Annotated in this window: 18 protein-coding genes; 5 read left to right on the forward strand and 13 right to left on the reverse strand. The window is 39.2% G+C overall.

Annotation, left to right across the window (positions count from 1 at the left end; genetic code table 11):
- Positions 1-189: 189 nt before the first annotated feature.
- Entirely contained in the window at positions 190-1,392 is a 1,203-nt protein-coding gene (locus BN999_RS18740) for a dicarboxylate/amino acid:cation symporter (RefSeq protein ID WP_096274029.1), read from the forward strand.
- 617 nt (positions 1,393-2,009) lie between these two features.
- The gene (locus tag BN999_RS18750; RefSeq protein ID WP_096274033.1) at positions 2,010-3,707 is read left to right on the forward strand and encodes a M3 family oligoendopeptidase; all 1,698 of its coding nucleotides are present in this window, start codon (positions 2,010-2,012) and stop codon (positions 3,705-3,707) included.
- A gap of 46 nt (positions 3,708-3,753) precedes the next feature.
- On the opposite strand, the gene BN999_RS18755 is transcribed toward BN999_RS18750, so the two are convergent.
- From BN999_RS18755 to BN999_RS18765, 3 genes are all read right to left on the reverse strand, one after another.
- Positions 3,754-4,323, reverse strand: coding sequence for a VanZ family protein (locus BN999_RS18755; protein ID WP_096274425.1), 570 nt, complete (start codon positions 4,321-4,323; stop codon positions 3,754-3,756).
- A 65-nt stretch (positions 4,324-4,388) separates the two neighbouring features.
- A complete protein-coding gene (locus BN999_RS18760; RefSeq protein ID WP_096274035.1) occupies positions 4,389-4,676 on the reverse strand; it encodes a TIGR04104 family putative zinc finger protein in 288 nt (95 codons plus the stop codon).
- A 593-nt stretch (positions 4,677-5,269) separates the two neighbouring features.
- Complete coding sequence (locus tag BN999_RS18765) at positions 5,270-5,722, reverse strand: GNAT family N-acetyltransferase (RefSeq protein WP_096274037.1); 453 nt, start codon at positions 5,720-5,722, stop codon at positions 5,270-5,272.
- A 223-nt stretch (positions 5,723-5,945) separates the two neighbouring features.
- Between BN999_RS18765 and BN999_RS18770 the strand changes: the two genes are divergently transcribed.
- Positions 5,946-6,737 (forward strand): HAD family hydrolase, encoded by a 792-nt coding sequence (locus BN999_RS18770; protein WP_096274039.1) that lies wholly within the window; start codon positions 5,946-5,948, stop codon positions 6,735-6,737.
- Positions 6,738-6,800: 63 nt separating this feature from the next.
- On the opposite strand, the gene BN999_RS18775 is transcribed toward BN999_RS18770, so the two are convergent.
- From BN999_RS18775 to BN999_RS18785, 3 genes are read right to left on the reverse strand one after another with little or no spacing between them, the layout of a single operon-like run.
- The gene (locus BN999_RS18775; protein WP_096274041.1) at positions 6,801-7,331 is read right to left on the reverse strand and encodes a chromate transporter; all 531 of its coding nucleotides are present in this window, start codon (positions 7,329-7,331) and stop codon (positions 6,801-6,803) included.
- Positions 7,331-7,891, reverse strand: coding sequence for a chromate transporter (locus tag BN999_RS18780; RefSeq protein ID WP_096274043.1), 561 nt, complete (start codon positions 7,889-7,891; stop codon positions 7,331-7,333). Before BN999_RS18780 ends, BN999_RS18775 begins: the two co-directional genes overlap by 1 nt.
- 30 nt (positions 7,892-7,921) lie before the next feature.
- The gene (locus BN999_RS18785) at positions 7,922-9,535 is read right to left on the reverse strand and encodes a gamma-glutamyltransferase family protein (protein ID WP_096274045.1); all 1,614 of its coding nucleotides are present in this window, start codon (positions 9,533-9,535) and stop codon (positions 7,922-7,924) included.
- Between the two features lie 198 nt (positions 9,536-9,733).
- On the opposite strand from BN999_RS18785, the gene BN999_RS18790 reads away from it, so the two are divergent.
- Positions 9,734-10,183 (forward strand): Lrp/AsnC family transcriptional regulator, encoded by a 450-nt coding sequence (locus BN999_RS18790; RefSeq protein ID WP_096274047.1) that lies wholly within the window; start codon positions 9,734-9,736, stop codon positions 10,181-10,183.
- Between the two features lie 167 nt (positions 10,184-10,350).
- Complete coding sequence (locus BN999_RS18795; RefSeq protein ID WP_096274048.1) at positions 10,351-11,697, forward strand: trypsin-like peptidase domain-containing protein; 1,347 nt, start codon at positions 10,351-10,353, stop codon at positions 11,695-11,697.
- A gap of 584 nt (positions 11,698-12,281) precedes the next feature.
- On the opposite strand, the gene dhaM is transcribed toward BN999_RS18795, so the two are convergent.
- From dhaM to BN999_RS18830, 7 genes are all read right to left on the reverse strand, one after another.
- Entirely contained in the window at positions 12,282-12,653 is a 372-nt protein-coding gene (gene dhaM, locus BN999_RS18800) for a dihydroxyacetone kinase phosphoryl donor subunit DhaM (protein WP_096274050.1), read from the reverse strand.
- A 1-nt stretch (position 12,654) separates the two neighbouring features.
- Positions 12,655-13,272: a dihydroxyacetone kinase subunit DhaL gene (dhaL, locus tag BN999_RS18805; RefSeq protein ID WP_096274052.1), complete on the reverse strand. Its 618-nt coding sequence runs from the start codon at positions 13,270-13,272 to the stop codon at positions 12,655-12,657.
- 15 nt (positions 13,273-13,287) lie between these two features.
- Entirely contained in the window at positions 13,288-14,277 is a 990-nt protein-coding gene (gene dhaK / locus BN999_RS18810; RefSeq protein ID WP_096274054.1) for a dihydroxyacetone kinase subunit DhaK, read from the reverse strand.
- Positions 14,278-14,361: 84 nt separating this feature from the next.
- Positions 14,362-15,858 carry a glycerol kinase GlpK gene (gene glpK, locus BN999_RS18815; RefSeq protein WP_096274056.1) on the reverse strand — a complete coding sequence of 499 codons (1,497 nt, stop codon included), beginning with the start codon at positions 15,856-15,858 and terminating at the stop codon, positions 14,362-14,364.
- A 43-nt stretch (positions 15,859-15,901) separates the two neighbouring features.
- Entirely contained in the window at positions 15,902-16,708 is an 807-nt protein-coding gene (locus tag BN999_RS18820; protein ID WP_096274058.1) for an MIP/aquaporin family protein, read from the reverse strand.
- A gap of 856 nt (positions 16,709-17,564) precedes the next feature.
- Complete coding sequence (locus BN999_RS18825; RefSeq protein ID WP_176482041.1) at positions 17,565-18,143, reverse strand: hypothetical protein; 579 nt, start codon at positions 18,141-18,143, stop codon at positions 17,565-17,567.
- Between the two features lie 195 nt (positions 18,144-18,338).
- A complete protein-coding gene (locus tag BN999_RS18830) occupies positions 18,339-19,289 on the reverse strand; it encodes a dipeptidase (RefSeq protein WP_096274061.1) in 951 nt (316 codons plus the stop codon).
- Positions 19,290-19,319 lie beyond the last annotated feature (30 nt).

The following is a 19,319-nucleotide window of genomic DNA, read 5'->3' on the forward strand; positions in this document are numbered from 1 at the left end:
CACTTTTATGATGTATTTATAGTAAATATCAAAAGTTTTTTTGATATACTAATATAATTTCTGAATTGTTTGAATACAAATTAACAAACACTTTTTAAGAAAGTGCTTCCATCCCTATTATAGAAAGGATGTGACTATGATTTTATGACATAATTATTTTTATCATACCAAAAGAAAGGAGAATTATCTATGAAAAAGAGTTTTTTATGGCAAATACTTGCCGCTTTTGTATTAGCTATTATTGTTGGTTTAATTTTCGGAGAACGCGCAACGTTTGTTCAGCCACTTGGAGATTTGTTTCTACGATTAATTAAGTTTATTATTGTACCTTTAATTTTAGCAACCATAGTCGTTGGTGTTACCAGTGCTGGTGATCTTAAAAAACTTGGAAGACTCGGTGGAAAAACAATTATATTTTACTTAGCTACCAGTTTCCTTGCTGTTGCAATCGGATTAACGGTTGCATCCATACTTTCACCAGGCACAGGTGTTGATGTACAGTTGAATGAAGAAAACATTCCATCAGGTGAAACACAAAGTGTTGTTGATACCCTACTCAACATAGTACCTACAAATCCTATTGAATCCCTCGCAACGGCAAATGTACTACAAATTATCTTTTTTGCTATTTTCCTTGGACTTGGAATTACGATGGTAGGAGAAAAAGCAGCACCTGTCCAACGTTTCTTTGATGGACTGGCTGAAATAATGTATAAAATTACATCTGTCGTCATGACACTTGTCCCGCTTGGGATCTTCGGATTACTAGCACCGATAGTCGGTCAATATGGATTGGACGTACTAATGCCATTAATGAAATTAATTCTAGCCGTACTAATTGCTTGTCTAATTCAAGTACTAGTCGTTTACTCCATTGCACTAAAGTCCCTCGGAAAAATGAGCCCAATGCACTTCTTTAAAGGTATCTTACCCGCAGCAACCGTTGCATTCACAACCTGTAGTAGTTCTGGAACACTACCAGTAACCATGAAAAACACACAAGAGAATCTTGGTGTCTCCAAAGAAACTTCCAGTTTTGTTTTACCATTAGGCGCAACCATTAACATGGACGGAACAGCAATCTATCAGGGAATAGCTGTTATGTTTACCGCACAATACTTTGGCCAATCCCTGTCCATTAGCCAACTCATCATTGTTGCCCTGGTTGCAACCTTAGCATCCATTGGTGCAGCAGGCGTACCAGGCGCAGGAATGGTAATGCTTACCATGACATTAGCAGCAGTTAATTTACCTCTTGAAGCAATTGCCTTGATTGCTGGAATTGACCGTATATTAGATATGATGCGTACTTCGGTTAATATTATGGGAGATGCTGCAGCAAGTGTTGTGATTGAAAGATCTGAGAGGAAAGCTGATGTAAAGGCGGCTTGATTTATGGTGTAGAGAACCGACCTTGGGGAGGTCGGTTCTTTTATTTAATTGTGTGCTTGTGAACTTGGGGGTGCACCTTGTGACCGCGGATGGGAATCTTGGGACCATTGGAGTACACCTTGTGACCGCGGATGGGATACTTGTGACCATGGGACTGCATCTTGTAACCGCAGATGGGAATCTTGGGACCATTGGAGTACACCTTGTGACCTTGGATGGGATACTTGTGACCGCGGATGGGAATCTTGTGACCATTGGAGTACACCTTGTGACCTTGGATGGGATACTTGTGACCATGGGCGTGCACCTTGTGACCGCGGATGGGATACTTGTACCCATTGGAGTGGACCTTGTGACCTTGAATGGGTTACTTGTGCCCATGGGCGTGCACCTTGTGTCCTTAATTGAGAACCTTGAGCCCGGGGTGAAACACCTTGTACCCTTAATTGAGAACCTTGAGCCCGAGTGAAACACCTTGTACCCTTAGTTGAGAACCTTGGGCCCGGGAATTCTGAAGGCCATAGAATGTCGATAAAATGTGAATTAAAAATATCTTATTTTTCCCAAAAATAGTGTACACTAGAAAAGTAAGAATTTTTCATTTAGGGGGAACAGTCATGCAGACATTTGAAAATTATACATACGAGCGTCCTGATCTTGAACAGAGTAAAGAAAAATTTGCAGTATTGCTTGATGCTTTTAAAAATGCTACGTCAGCGGATGAGCAAAATGAGGCAATTGAACAGATTAATGCGTTTCGTGCTCATTTTTCAACATTATTCAACCTAGTGTATATTCGTGCTTCCATTGATACTAATGATGAGTATTATCAAAAAGAACGTGATTACATGGATGAGATTGCTCCTGAGGTACAAAAGCTAGATACTGATTTTTATAAGGAATTAATCAAAACCCCATTTCGTTCTGAATTAGAGAAAAAATGGGGAACACAACTATTTGAGATTGCAGATTACTCCATTAAAGCATTTGCTCCAGAGGTAATTGGATTACTTCAAAAAGAGAACAAGCTTACTTCTGAGTACTCTAGATTGGTTGCATCTGCTCAAGTTGAGTTTAATGGGGAAACATATACATTAGCACAACTTGGACCTTTCATGCAGGATAAAGACCGTGATGTTCGTAAAAAAGCTGCTTCTGCTGCTTCTGGATTCTTTGAAGCAAACGCAGAAAAGTTTGATGCTATCTACGATCAATTAGTGAAATTACGTCATGAAATTGCAACAACACTTGGATATAAGAATTTTGTTGAACTAGGTTATATTCGTATGATGCGAATTGATTATAATGCGGATATGGTTGCTAACTACCGAAAACAAGTTCAGGAATCCATTGTTCCATTAGTATCGAAACTTTATAAGAAACAAGCGGAGCGTATTGGTATTGATTCCTTGAAGTTTTACGATGAAAGCATTGAATATAAAACTGGTAATGCAACTCCAAAAGGTTCACCAGAGTGGATTATTGAAAATGGTAAGAAGATGTATGAAGAACTTTCACCAGAAACAAATGAATTCTTCCATTACATGCTGGATCGTAATTTGATGGATTTAGAAGCGAAAAAAGGTAAAGAATCCGGTGGATATTGCACCTTTATCGAGGATTATCAGTCTCCATTTATTTTCTCTAATTTCAATGGTACTTCAGACGATATTGACGTGCTTACCCATGAAGCTGGTCATGCTTTCCAAGTGTATCAAAGCCGTGGTATTGGAATTCCAGAATATATTTGGCCAACACATGAAGCCGCAGAAATTCATTCCATGAGTATGGAATTCTTAACATGGCCATGGATGGAGTTATTCTTCCAGGAGGATACGGATAAATATAAGTATTCTCACTTAGCAAGTGGACTTCGATTCCTACCATATGGCGTAGCTGTTGACGAGTTTCAGCATCTGGTTTATGAAAATCCTGAATGGTCTCCTGAAGAGCGTAAAGCTGCATGGAAACAATTAGAAGAGAAATATTTACCACATCGTGATTATGGTGATATGCCATATTGGGGAACTGGTGCCATCTGGCAACGTCAAGGTCATATTTATGAATCACCATTCTATTATATTGATTATACACTTGCACAAATTTGTGCATTCCAGTTCTGGAAACGTTCTAGGGAAGATCGAGAAGCTGCATGGAATGATTATTTAAATCTATGTAAACTTGGAGGTTCTAAATCCTTCCTAGGCTTAGTAGAAGCAGCTAATCTTCAGTCACCATTTGAAGATGGCACAGTAGAATCAACTGTTCAAGCTATTGAAGAATGGCTTGAATCTGTGGATGACAAATCATTATAAAGACAATATAAAAAGGATTAGGGCGCAAATACCCTAATCCTTTTTTTTATGCTACTAACTTTTGTAGTATCTTTATATTTAGTTTACAAATCAGATAAATAAACCCTTTATATAGATAAAATCCCAATGCAGTACCTATAACATTACAAATTAGGTCATCAATGTCAGTAATCCTTCCTACCGTACCCAAGGAGGATTCTAGTAGTTGTAAGGACTCTATTCCTAAAGAAATAATGAATCCGGCAAGTAAAGTATATCGGAGCGACCTTAATTTCCCCCATAATATCGGAGCTAAAAAACCAAAAGGCAGTAATAATAAAATATTACCAAGTACATTCCTGGCGATTAGGCCAATCATGAAAAGTGTATCCCCACCATATGCAATACCTATCTGACTTATATCCATCACTATCGACTTGAATGGGATCACATTTACATTTCTAAAAATACTTTCCACGGTATAAAACTGCCCCAAAGGTAAAGGAAATAAGGTTACGGATATTACCATGGACATATATAACACAAAGAGAAAATAAATAATCTCTCTCGTCCAATTTATGTGTATGGGTTTCTTTCTAATGGCAACTATGAATCGAAGAGCTACATAAATTACCATTGCTAGTACTACGAATACATTTCCATCAATATAATAATACACGGATCCACACCCTTACTTTCGACTCACCAAAAAGGTTCTTGTTCATTAGAAAGTTTCATGACAAATGGATAGTAACTGAATACAAGTAGATATAGCACAAGGAGTATGATGATTGCGGGTAATATAGAAGTGTCCGTAAACCAATACAACGGTAATAGAACAGCTGGGAGTGCTGATATCACCCATGTCTTTTTCCTAGATGCTGCAGACTCATATTGCTTAACTCCACAATATGGGCACTTTAGGCGAAACATCGTTCTCATTGTTTGTTTCCATGTCCATTGACGATTACAATTTTGACAAGTTGGCAATTGTCTTCCCCCTCACTAAAATTATTTCCTCTTAGATGAAGGCTGTTTTTTTAGTCAACATACAATTAATAGAAACTGTGCGGTAATTCTTATTAGATCAGGTGAGGATTTATGCTACCGCTCCGGCAGAATACTCCGCTTTCCACGGGCACGGCCTCAGCCTCCTCGAGGAAAAACCGCCTCTGCGGGGTCTTCGGACACGTGCAATTCCCGTAGGACAAGGAATGCTTCGTCAGCGTAATCATCGCACGAAGAAAATTGTTCTTTATTTTCGAGGAGTCTCCGTATTCTGCCTGCGCTAGTTTAGTTTTCTAATCAAAGTTAGAGTTTAAATTATGTTTAATAATAATTAGTTGCCATGAATTTTATTCATTTACTTCTTACTAGCGAAGGAAATACACGGAGACACATGCGGGAGGCTCACCAGCCGCCCGCGGCAAGGTAGACACTGCGACGGTTCTTTCGAGCAGATGTCGCCCCTGTGCTAGCAGTAAAAGCGGAGTGTATTTCCGTAGCGGGTATGTTGCGCTATCCATAATACTTAGTTACCGCACAGTTTCTATCCAAAATGCAGAAGAAAAACTTCTAATCAATTACAAATCTAGTTTCAATCGAATCATATCCCTACATGGAATACCAAATTCAATAATCTCTTCTGAGTAATTTCGAATGAAGAAGTCTGTATCTATTCCAATAATTCTAAAGCCACATTTCTGATAAAGTGCTAGTTGATTAATACTAGAATTACCTGTACCAATCTCGATGGCATTGTATCCACCCAACCTTGCTTTGCGAATGGCATCAGAAACTAGCTTTTTACCAATCCCTTTACCGCGGTGGTCATCTGCCACGGCTACATTCACAATTTCCATCGTTCCTGGTCTTGTTGGGAGTAATACATAGACGCCAACAATCTCATTATTCAATTCACCAACATAACAATCTCCGCGTTGAAGATAACCCATAATCATCTCTTCTGAAGGATCTGCTAATAACAATAATTCAATTGGTGGTACTTCCTCTTTGCTAAGTTTTCTTATGTCCATATATTTCTCCTGCCTTATCAGTAAATAGAGTGAATACGATTACTTTTTTACTTTAGTATAAATTCAAAAATCTATAAATATTATACTACCTCTTCCCTTATCTTAACATAAATATATACCGTTTTTACTACTGTTTTCGGTTAATTTGTATAATCCATCTTGTTCGATTACTTTTGTTTTCTATGATAAACTAGCTTCATCATGAGATGTTGAGGAGATGCATATGACATACAAGATTTTATTCTTAGATATTGATGGCACTATTTTAAAACCAGATCATACATACCACCCGAAAACAAAGGAAGCTATTAAACAGATTCAGGAACAGGGTATGGAAGTTTTCTTAGCTACTGGGAGACCTGCCCATGAACTAAGTGAACTAGCGGAGGATCTAAACATTCAATCTTACATAGGTTATAATGGCGCTTATGCTGTTTACCAAGGTAGCAATATATTGGATGCACCAATGAAAAAAGACATCGTATTAGATTATATAAAAATAGCTAAAGAGCATAACCATGAACTAATCCTTTATACTAGCGAAAGTAATTATACAATAAATGTCGATTCTCCAATTGTTAAGCATTTTACAGAACTATTTCAAGTAACAAATAAGGCTCTTTACGCTATTCAGGAAGAGATGACCAACTATGTACTTGGAGCTTCATTGATTAATGTACGTCCAGAAGAAGCTTATTTATATCAAATAGATGATGATATTCGACTTGCTGATGTAAATGTTAATGGGTTAAATAACTGTTATGATGTTATTCGATTGTCCGCCAACAAGGGGGAGGCAGTTAAAGTTGCACTAAAACACTTAGATATTTCACCTCAAGAGGCAATTGCTTTTGGAGATGGAATGAATGATAAAGAAATGTTCGAGACAGTCGGTGCGAGTTTTGCTATGGGAAATGCTCATCCAGATGTATTTCAATTTGCGAAGTATACCACAACCAATGTGGAAGAGGCTGGAGTTTATCAGGGATTGAAGCAGCTCGGGTTAGTTAAGTAATTGGTTACATTTAAAATGCTATACCAAAAATGCTACGTACCCACCAGATACGTAGCATTTTTATTATAATAATAATCCACCATATACAAATGCACCTAAAATTACAAATGCTGGATGTACCTTAATCCGTTCAATTAATACATAGCTTAGAACGCCAATAATTGCGGTGTGTAATAGTCCTATCCCTACATAAGATTCTGAGAAAAATCTCCAAGCCATTAGTCCTAACAGGATTGCTATTACCGGACGAACAAATAATGTGATTCGTTTTACTTTCGGAGATTCCTTATATTTGTATAACAGTCCAAGTAATGCAATCAGAATAATTAGTGATGGTGCAACGGTTGCAAATACTCCGATTATCGCTCCTGGAATTCCTCCTACTTCGAACCCAATGTAACCTGCCATTTTAGTAGCGATTGGTCCTGGAAGGGAGTTTGCTACTGCTAATACTTCACTAAATTCTTGAACAGACATCCAACCATATCTACCTACTACCTCATTTTCAACTAGTGGAATCGAGGCAGGTCCACCACCATAGCCAAGTATCCCTGGAATGAAAAAGGCCAAGAATATTTCCCAATACGTTAGCATTAGGCTTTCACTCCTTTTTCACGTTTTTTATCCCGGATTACGAGTGCAGAAGTGATTAAGACAGCTATTATGATTCCAGGATGTATATCCAAGAAGAAAAGGAATATAAAGACAGCAGCTGTCATGATAATCGTTTGGAGCCATCCCATCCCTTTTCTTGCTTTATCAAAAAACTGCCAGGTCAAGGTGGCCATCATCATCCCTACAACAGGGATTACTGCTGCTGTCATTCCCTTCACCCAATCAATATCTTTAAAAGAGGCAAGCGTCGAAAGTAAGATAATTAATAATACAATAGTAGGTAGAATTGTTGCTAATACAGCATTAATCAAACCAAGTACACCAGATACTCGATACCCTATATAACCCGCTAGTTTAGTGGCGATTGGACCTGGAAGGGTGTTAGCTAGTGCTAGCATGTCACCAAATTCTTCGTCTTTCATCCACTTATACGTTGAAACCACTTCTTTATGAATGAGAGGAATCGAAGCAGGGCCACCACCGTAGCCCAAGATTCCTACCCGAAAGAAAGCTAAGAATAAATTCCATTGTGTTCTCATAAATGTATATTCACCTTTCAGTTAGACGTCTTACCAAGCTGCAACAGTACCATCCGTTCTTGATTCCGTCCCACCAACTAATACACCTGTTTCGGGATTCCGCCAGATAATTTGTCCCCGACCAAAGCTATTTGGCTCTAATGCTATTTTTATATGATGCCCTTTTTCAGCTAAACCTTGTGCTAAATGGTGTGGAAAGCGATTTTCTACCTCCACAACTTTCTCCTTCATCCATTGCCAACGTGGTGCATCCAGAGCTGCTTGTGGATTCATTCCAAAATCAATCGTATTCATCACGACTTGGACATGTCCCTGTGGTTGCATAAAACCTCCCATGACACCAAATGGACCAACTGGTTGATCTCCCTTTGTCATAAATCCAGGGATAATGGTATGATACGTACGCTTTCCACCAGCTAGTGCATTGACGTGTTCTGGGTCCATTGAAAAGTTATGCCCACGGTTTTGTAAAGCAATTCCAGTGCCAGGAACTACTAGACCAGAACCAAATCCCATGTAGTTACTCTGAATATAGGAAATCATATTGCCTTCACCATCAGCAGCTGCTAAATATACTGTTCCACTTAATGACGGGTCACCCGCTTCAGGTAATAATGCTTCCTCTCCAATAAGTTTTCTGCGCAGCTCACCATAGTCATCACTAAGTAGTTGTTCAGCTTTTACCTTCATATGCCCTTCATCGGTTACATGTTTTCCAGCGTCAGCAAATGCTAATTTTAATGCTTCTATCTGCTTATGGAATGTATTTACAGAGTCACGCTCTGGAAATTCAAAACCTTTTAGGATGTTTAAAGCTTGTAGTGCAACAATACCTTGACCATTTGGTGGTATTTCCCAAACATCATAACCACGATAATTGACGTTGATTGGCTTCACCCATTCTGGTTGAAACTCTGCTAGGTCCTCTGCCGTTAAATAGCCACCCGTTTCATTTGAGAATTGAGAAATTTTTTCTGCTAATTCCCCATGATAAAAGGATTTCGCATTTGTTTTGCCAATGGACCTTAGGGTTTCTGCATGGCCTTTTGATGACCATACTTCCCCTACCTTAGGTGCTCTTCCATTTGGTGCAAAAGTATCAAACCAGTGCTTGAACACATCGTCCGTTAATTTTTCCTTAAAAGATTTATAGGCAAAGTTCCAGTACTTCCCTAACGTTGGAGAAACCGGATACCCCTCTTGAGCATACTGAATAGCAGGCTCTAACACTTCTTCAAGTGGTAGTCTCCCAAACTTCTCTGAAAGCTCCGCCCATGCACCAGGGACACCTGGTACGGTAACAGGGATCCAACCATGAGTTGGAATTTCATCATGTCCGGCTTCTTTGACTGCATCAATTGAAATAGCCTTTGGCGCTTTCCCACTGGAGTTTAATCCATGTAATTCATCTTTTGTCCAAACCAATGCAAATGCATCTCCACCAATGCCATTAGATGTTGGTTCTACAACGGTTAAGCATGCAGCTGTTGCAATTGCTGCATCAATAGCATTTCCGCCTTTTTTTAAGATTTCTAGCCCAGCTTGTGCTGCTAGTGGTTGGGATGTGGCTACCATACCCTTTTTTCCATATGTAGAATGTCTAGTATTAGAATGTGGATAAGATTGATGATTAAACGTAAGCATTTAATACCCTCCCTAAGAATCTTCGAAATTATATATCATATTACGAAAGATATAGTATTCTGTCAATCTAATATTCTTCAAAAATTAAGCATATACGAATACACCCTTAACTTTTAAAGCCATTTTCTTTCAATTACTTTCTTTTTGGTCATATTTAACCTATAATAATACCAATATATGACATGGAGATGAATGAATATGAAAATCGATGAAATTGATAAACAGTTACTATCGCTTTTATCAGAAGATGGTCGGTTATCCTATGTGGAACTAGCAGAAAAAGTTGGACTTTCACGCGTTGCAGTAAAGGATCGCGTTAAAAACCTGAAAGATAAAGGAATCATAGAGAAGTTTTCTGTTGTTATTAATTCTGAAAAAATAGGAATGAAGGTGTCCGCATTTTTTGAAGTCGATGTGGAACCTAGACAATTACAAAAGGTAGCACAGAATTTAGCTAACAATCCAAATGTCGCAAGTATCTATCAAATGACAGGACCTAGTACACTCCATACCCATGTATTGGTGGAGGATTTTCAAAAGCTTGAAACCTTTATTAATGATCAACTTTACTCTGTTGAGGGAATAACAAGAGTTGAGAGTTCGGTTATTTTGAAGCGATTTAAGAGTAGGACAGGTTATAAATTGTAGTTGACTTTCATAGGTTTGTAGGGTTGGGACGGATTGTTCCCCACCCTACAAGTTAAACTAGTATATTACCAACCTAAAAACCTACCACAAAATCCGTTACACCACGCTTAAAACTAGACTTTTCGTGCTATAATTATAGTACTTACTACATGGAAAGAGGTTCGATTATGTTCTGTCAATCGTGTGGAAGAGAGCGGCGGCCTAATTCAAATTTTTGTCCTCATTGTGGAGCTAAACAGAAAATTAAGCAGAAGTTGAATCCATTTACTATTATATTCTTATCCCTTTTATTAGTCGGTTCCATAGCACTAAGTGTTTTTGTTGTGACTACTTTTTATTCAAACGTACCGGAAAACTTGGCATCAGAGAACGTTACTTCTCAGGTACCTGAACCAGAACAAGAGCCTGAAGTTGTGGAAACTACTGCACCTACTACGGAGAAACAAGAATTACAAGATGAGCAAAAACGAGAACTAACGGATATTATCGCAACTGCACAGGAAACCGTCTATACCGTTTTTACACAGTACAGCCAAGGGTCTGGTTTTCTATATAATGATAATGGTGCCGTTGTTACGAATGCTCATGTAGTCGAGGGGGAAACCAAGGTATTCATCAAAACCATTAACGGTACCGAGTATCCTGGAACGGTTATTGGTTATTCGAACGAAACTGATGTTGCCGTTATACATGTTCCAGACTTAGTAGGTATTGAACCTTTCGAACTAGAAATCTCGGACTCTTCTAAAATAGGTGAAGAAATCATTGCTCTTGGTAGCCCGCTTGGACTAGAAAACACTGCCACAATGGGTTACATTACCGGGAAGAATCGTAGCTTTGTAATTGATCCTTACGTTTATGAAAACTTGTATCAAATTTCGGCTCCAATATCACCCGGAAGTAGTGGTGGTCCCTTAATAAATAAGGTGTCGGAAAAAATTGTGGCTATTAACTCAGCAGAAAGTATTGAGGAAGCTTCCATCGGATTTAGCATTCCACTCTATACCGTCCATTCTCTAATTGAGTCCTGGATTAATCAACCGATGAATGAAGAGGATATTCTCGCACAATTTTATGGAGATACGTACAACGAGGAATCATGGAGTGAAGGCTACTTTGATGGTGGTGAGTATTCCGAGGATGAGGATTACTATAATTACTGGGAGTATGATTATGAGGACTTCTGGGCAGAGTTTGGTGATGCGCTTTGGGAATACTTTGAAGATGAAAATTCTAACTATGACAACTGGTATGACGAGGGAAATGAGTACCATGAAGAATATTGGTCTGAGGAAGAGAGTATAGATTCCTTTACTGATGAAGGGTATGTTGATCCAAATACTGACCCTAATATGCATTACGATGAGGAAACCGGGGAATGGAGTTATTATGACGAAGTCGAGGACCAGTGGTATTACTATGATGAGTATTTACAGGCTTGGACATACTTTGATGAATACGATGGTCTATGGTACTACTATGATGAAGAACTAGAAGAATATTTCCCATTTTAACTTTCGTACAATTTGTTGCTAATTACAAAGTGCACTGATAATATTTGGGAGCATCATACTCGCTTCGGAAATACACTCCGCTTTCCGCGGGCGGCTGGTGAGCCTCCTCGTGCTTACTTCTTTAGGGGTCTCACCGATGCCTTTCCTCCCGCAGGACAAGGAACGCTACGAAGCGATACATCGCACGCAGAAAAAGTGATTTTCTTTTTCAAGGAGTCTCCGTGTATTTCCTTCGCTAGTATGAAGTAAAAGAATAAAATTAATGGCATCTAATTATGTAATTACATAATTTTACTTCTAACATTAATTAGAAAACTAAACTAGCGCAGGCAGAATACGGAGACTCCTACGGGAATAGCACGTGTCCGAAGACCCCGCAGAGGCGATCTTTCCTCGAGGAGGCTGAGGCCGTGCCCGTGGAAAGCGGAGTATTCTGCCGGAGCGGTAGCATCGAGCTTCACCATATCTAATAATGTTACCACACAGTTTCTATCAACTATTCGCTAGATTAACTAACGGGACGTATTAAATATTGGAGTTATAAAGGGTCTAGCGTCCTTAGATAAGGACGCTAACCCTTTTGATTAAAATTCTTTTATAACCGCTTCATAAACTTCATCAAGTGTCTTGCCCATGTTAGACTCGACTGCAGCAACATACGCTCCTTCTATTAATGGAGCATCTACTATTTTTATCTCTATTGAATCTAGCATTTCTCCTGCAATTTCAGCATTCATTTTGGCACTGCCAAGGTCATAGAATACGAGAACTCCCTTACCAGTGTTAGCGGTTGTTATGGCGGACATGATCATTTCAACGTTTGTACCGATCTCATATTCATCTGTTCCACCTGCTATTGCTATTGGTACATCATGAATTACTTGCCTAATGATTTCGGATAATCCCTCGACTATTTTTGAACTATGTGACACTAGTACAATCCCTACATAATCCATCTTATTCTTTCTCCTTCATCACTTCAGCTAGAGCCTCGAAAATATAGAAGGAAGATGCTGATCCAGGGTCTATATGACCAATGGACTTTTCCTTGAAATATGCTGCCCTACCTTTTGTTGCCATCGTATCTTTTGATGACTCTAAAGCTTCCCTGATAATTTCAATTAAACCATCTGAACGGAACTCTTCTCCGGTTATATACTCAACCACTGGATTCCAAACATCTACTAGTGTTTTTTCCCCAACATCAGATTTCCCACGTTGTTTTAATCCTGTAAGACCTGCTTCTACCCCCTTTGCAAGTGTAGCCAAACTAAGTACCTCATGCCCCTTCACCGCTACTGACATTTTCAAGAAAGCTGTTCCATATAATGGTCCGGAAGCTCCGCCAACCTTTGCTAATAATGCCATAGATGCATCTTTTAATACCTCTGATGGCTCGGTATAACTCTTGGCCATAATTTTATTCACTGCTTCTTGGTAGCCTCTAGCCATGTTAATCCCATGATCACCATCCCCAATTGGTCGGTCGAGTGCAGTTAAATAATCCTTATGATGTTGAATTTTTTCGTTTGCCAACTCAAACCACTTTATGATATCTGGAACGCCTAATTCCATGAAATCTCCCCTTCTCTATATACGAAATGCTGGAGCAGCTGATTCTCTGTCTAATAATTCCTTTAGTTCATCATCTAACTGAAGGATGGTGACGGAACATCCTGCCATTTCGAGAGATGTCATATATTCGCCAACGAATGTTTTATAGACATTAATCCCCTTGTTAGTTAACAATTCATGAACCTTTTTATTCATGATATATAATTCCATCTCAGGAGTAGCCCCTAACCCATTGACTAATACAGCAACATCCCCAGTGAAATCACGGTCTTCCAATATTTTTTCTGTTAACGTAGTGGCTATTTCATCAGCGGTTGCAATTGTCCCTCGATTAATACCTGGTTCTCCATGGATTCCCATGCCAATTTCCATTTCATTCTCTGCAAGTTCAAAGCTTGGTTCACCTGCTGCCGGAACAGTACATGGTGTGAGTGCCATTCCCATTGAGCGCACATTAGTAACTACTTTTTCCGCGACTGCTTTTACTTCTTCTAAACTTGCACCGCTATCTGCCATTGCACCTGCAATTTTATGGACAAATACTGTCCCAGCAATTCCACGGCGTCCAGTTGTAAAGGAGCTATCCTCTACCGCTACATCATCATTGACAATAACAGTCTCAACTTGAATCCCATCTGCTTCAGCAAGCTCTCTAGCCATTTCAAAGTTCATTACATCCCCAGTATAATTCTTGATTACAAGGAATACACCTGCACCACCGTCTACAGCTTTAATAGCTTCATAGACTTGGTCAGGAGTTGGCGATGTAAAAACCTCTCCACAAACCGCTGCATCAAGCATTCCTTTTCCAATATAGCCTGCATGTGCTGGTTCATGTCCACTTCCACCACCACTTATCAGTGCAACCTTTCCGCTTACTGGTGCATCTTTTCGCGCTACTACAAATGTGTCCGGTACTTGTTTTATGTGCTTAGGATTTGCTGCAACCAAGCCATCAATCATGTCCTGTACTACTTGATTTGGATCATTAATAATTTTTTTCATCCAAAATCCCCCCGATTTATTTTAAAAAGGACCCTAGCGTCATCTTGTCGTTAGGGTCCATTGGTCTCTGTTTGATATATTTAATTAGCGTTTAAATGCTCGTGTTGCTTCAACAGCCTTTTGCCAGCCAGCATATAAATCATCCTTAACACTAGCATCCATCGTGTTTTCGAATGTTTTGTCATTTTGCCATTGCTGTGCAATTTCCTCTTTATTCTCCCAATAACCAACAGCTAAACCTGCTAAGTATGCTGCACCGAGCGCAGTTGTTTCCTGAACTACAGGGCGATCAACAGGTACACCAAGAATGTCACTTTGGAACTGCATTAAGAAGTCATTCTTTACAGCCCCACCATCCACGCGTAGTGTTTTTAAGTCAATTCCTGAATCCGCAATCATCGCGTCTAAAACATCTCTTGTTTGGTAGGCAAGAGACTCCAGTGTTGCACGAATGAAATGCTCTTTAGAGGTACCACGAGTTATACCAAATACAGCACCACGGGCATCACTATCCCAGTACGGTGTTCCTAGTCCAACGAATGCCGGTACTAAGTACACGCCATCTGTTGATTCTACCTTTGTAGCATACCCTTCACTTTCCGGTGCACTATTAATGATTCGTAAACCATCACGAAGCCATTGAATAGCTGATCCTGCAACAAATATACTACCTTCCAGTGCGTATTCTACTTTTCCATCAACACCCCATGCTAAGGTGGTTAGTAGACCATGCTCTGATTTCACACCTTTATCCCCAGTGTTCATTAGCATGAAGCAACCAGTGCCGTACGTGTTTTTCGCCATTCCTGTTTCAAAGCAAGCCTGACCGAATAATGCTGCTTGTTGGTCACCAGCAATCCCCGCAATTGGCACTTCATGACCAAAGAAATGATAGTCCACTGTATTAGCATATATTTCTGATGATTGACGAACTTCAGGAAGCATACTCTTAGGTACCGTTAAGATATCTAATAATTCATCATCCCATTTTAAATCATAGATATTGAACATTAATGTACGGGAAGCATTAGAATAATCGGTTACATGAGCTTTTCCGCCAGATAGCTTATAAACTAACCATGTATCAATGGTTCCGAACAGAAGATCACCATTCTCCGCCTTTTCACGTGCACCCTCAACATTATCTAGAATCCATTTTACTTTTGTTCCAGAGAAATACGCATCAATCAACAGTCCCGTTTTATCTCGGAATAAATCATTGTAACCCTTTTCATTTAATTCATTACAAATATCTGCCGTTTGCCGTGATTGCCAAACAATTGCTTTATAAACTGGTCTGCCCGTATTTTTATCCCAAACTACTGTAGTTTCACGCTGGTTAGTAATTCCGATACCAGCAACTTGGCTTGGATTCACATCTGCTTTCCTTAGGACTTCCGCAATACATGCTAGAACTGATGTCCAAATTTCATTCGCGTCATGCTCTACCCAACCAGGTTTTGGAAAGAATTGCTCAAACTCTCTTTGAGCCGTTTCTACAATTTGTCCTTGATGGTCAAATAATATAGCTCTAGAACTTGTTGTTCCTTGGTCTAACGCCATAATAAATTTCTCTTCCATGAAGACACCCCTCTCATATTTAAAAATTACTTATTAATACTTGTTATGCACTTACACCTTGTTTTTTAAAATCTTCATTAACTGCTCCAATAATAACTAATAACACCAACACACTCATAATCCAGAATAATGCCGAAAAATTACCTTCGAAAAATGCCTTAAAGAATACCGCACCATAAATTCCACCAAAGATAGGTCCAGCAACTGGTATCCATGAGTACCCCCAGTCATTTCCGCCTTTACCTGGAATCGGTAGCAATGCATGTGCAATTCTTGGTCCTAAATCACGAGCAGGGTTAATTGCATACCCAGTAGGTCCACCTAAAGAAACCCCAATAGCTACAATAAGTAAACCGACAATTAAGGGATTTAGGCCTTCTGTAAATTCATTTGTTCCAATAAACATTAGACCTAGTAATAACACGAAAGTCCCAATTGTCTCCGTCAAGAAATTTGCAAACGTGCTGCGCTCTGCTGGAGCAGTTGAAAATACGGCAAGCTTTGTGGCTGGGTCATCAGTCTTACGCCAATGGGCTAAGTAGGTTAAGTATACTACTGCTCCCCCAATTATAGCACCAAGCATTTGTGCCGCAATATATAATGGTACTTTTGCCCATGCAAACTCACCTACTGCAGCAAAACCGACCGTAACCGCTGGGTTAACATGCGCTCCAGAAATCCCACCTACAGCATAAACTGCCATTGCCACCGCGAGACCCCATCCGACGGTAATTACAATCCATCCGGCCCCTTCTGCTTTGGAGTTCTTCAACACAACTCCACCTACCACACCGCCACCAAAGATAATCAAAATCATTGTGCCAACCAATTCTGCCATAAATTCAGACATCTTAACAACACCCCTTTTCATAGAATATGAATTAGGAAAATTGGCATATCGATGCATGTACCAATTTTTCTATTACAATATATTCATATGAAACTAATACATGCCTATTTTGTTAGTTGCTTTATAATTTTTTTGCTAACATCTAAAAGACTGTTGTTTTTCAGCTCACATTAATTTAACAATTAGTAGATAGAAACTATGCGGTAAATAAGCATTTTTGTATAGCGCATCATACCCGCTACGGAAATACACTCCGCTTTCCGCGGGCGGCTGGTGAGCCTCCTCGCGCTATCGCACTGCGGGGTCTCACCGATGCCTATCCTCCCGCAGGAGTCTCCGTGTATTTCCTGCGCTAGTGTTGAGTGAAATAAATTAAAACAAATGAAATTAAAACCAATACAAAAATCATTTGCTACCTTCAATTAGAAAGCTTAAACTAGCGCAGGCAGAATACGGAGACTCCTCGAAAATAAAGAACAATTTTCTTCGTGCGATGATTACGCTGCCGTAGACTTCCTTGTCCTGCGGGATTAGCACGTGTCCGAAGACCCCTAGAGAGGCGAACTTTCCTCGAGGAGGCTGAGGCCGGGCCCGCGGCAAGGTAGACACTGCGACGGTCTTTTCGAGCAGATGTCGCCACTGTGCTGACAGTAAAAGCGGAGTATTCTGCCGGAGCGGTAACATACCACTATCCCGACTTAATTATGGGGGTTAACAGTATGTACTGCGCAGTTTCTATTAAAAAAGCGACAAACTCTTCGAATACAACCAATTTTTAAGTATATTCCTAGAGATATGTTCATTCGAATTCATTATAAAAAGCAGTGGTTACGATGCCACTGCTTTTTCATGTTTTTCAATATTTCCTGAGCTTAGTATGACCTCCTGAGAAAAGCAAGGAATGACCTTGTGGTAATTCTTTTATATTGTTGCTTTCTTCTTGAAGATAGTTAACGATTGGATCTACCTTGGTCCCAAAAATGATAAACTGGGAGTCATGCACATAAAAAACAGGTTCATCAGCAGATGGACTACGTGTAATAAATAACTGTTGGTAAGCCTCATCCCATATCGCAAAAATAAAACTGCCATTTAGTACTTCCAGGCATTTTTCTCTCCATTCTATAAATGCATGTAACACCATCTCAGCCTCGGACGGCGTTTGAAATGAGTGCCCTTTTTCGAAAAGCAAAGATTGAACACGCCCCATATCAGATAAAAAACCACCAAAAACGATTGAATACATATCTCCATTTGCTTTTGTTTGCATGATCCGTTGATCTTTACCAGCATATTTACTTCCAAACCCTACGAATGTACTAAACCATACATTTGATGTTCCGTTTGTTGTTAATGAATCCGTTAATTCTAAAAATGCTTTCCGATTTTTTCTTACATAATTATTCAAATCAACAATACCGGTTATTCCACACATGATTGCATAATCCTCCTCACACAAGTTGTGAAATGACTTTACCGGCATTCCCCTGTATAGGAAAAAATGCTTTATTCATCATATGCAACTTAGTGAGTAGGCATTCCAAATAACATAACAGTATATGACTGGAAACTTTTTCTATGCATTTTTTTATGGACTTGATAGCAATAAATACATCTCTAATCTCAACAATTACGATTTTACATAGTGATTGATAAAATTCTGATGTGCAAATCCTTTAACTTCTTCTTCTGAGTAATGTTTAAGAAGTTGATTAATCAGATTTTGATACTTGGAAGCATTCTCTAAATCCGTAACAAAGGAAGAAATTCCATCAAAGTCTGATCCAAGTCCAATATGGCGAACTCCACCAAGCTCACATAAATAATCAATATGGCGAATTAAGTCATTGATAGTAGCATCATTTCGCTCATGATTAATAAAAGGTGGCCAGAAGACCACGTGAATCATAGCATTACGTTCAAACATTGCTTTTATTTGTTCGTCGTTCAAATTACGGGGATGTTCGCACAATGTAAATGCATTGGAGTGACTTGCAATTGGATATTTTGCAATTTCCATTACATCCCAAAAGGCTTTTACGGAAAGATGGGAAACATCTGTTAGAACGCCATGTTCATTATTTAGTTGGACGACTTCTTTACCAAACGACGTTAAACCAGCACCTCTCGGCTCTTCCACACCATCTGCACATAGATTTGCGTTATTCCATGTTAACCCAATAGAAAGAACACCAAGTTGATATAACATACGTAACTTTGCTAGGTCATTCCCAAATGCATCTGCACCTTCCAACGTTAATACGGCACCTATTTCCCCTTCTTTTAAATCTTTAATATCCTGCCACTTTTTGATATGCTTCATCTCAGGATTCTTTCTGATAATCTCATGATAAAAAATATCGATTTGTTCTAGGGCATGTTGCCATTTTTCATTAGTTGGGACATCGGGCATCATAAAAATCGCAAAGAACTGTACGTTGATGTTTCCTTTTTTTAAGAATTGAAGATTGGTATTTAGCTCTGGTGAATCGTTGAATCGGAGTTGTGTTTTATTAAATGGAATGCGTTTTGAATATTGAAGTTTCAATAGGGCGTCACAGTGTGTATCAATTATTTTCAACTTAAAGATCCTTTCTTTTATGGGATTAGA

The sequence above is a fragment of the Paucisalibacillus globulus genome (genome assembly GCF_900184735.1).
Taxonomy (GTDB): domain Bacteria; phylum Bacillota; class Bacilli; order Bacillales; family Amphibacillaceae; genus Ornithinibacillus; species Ornithinibacillus globulus_B.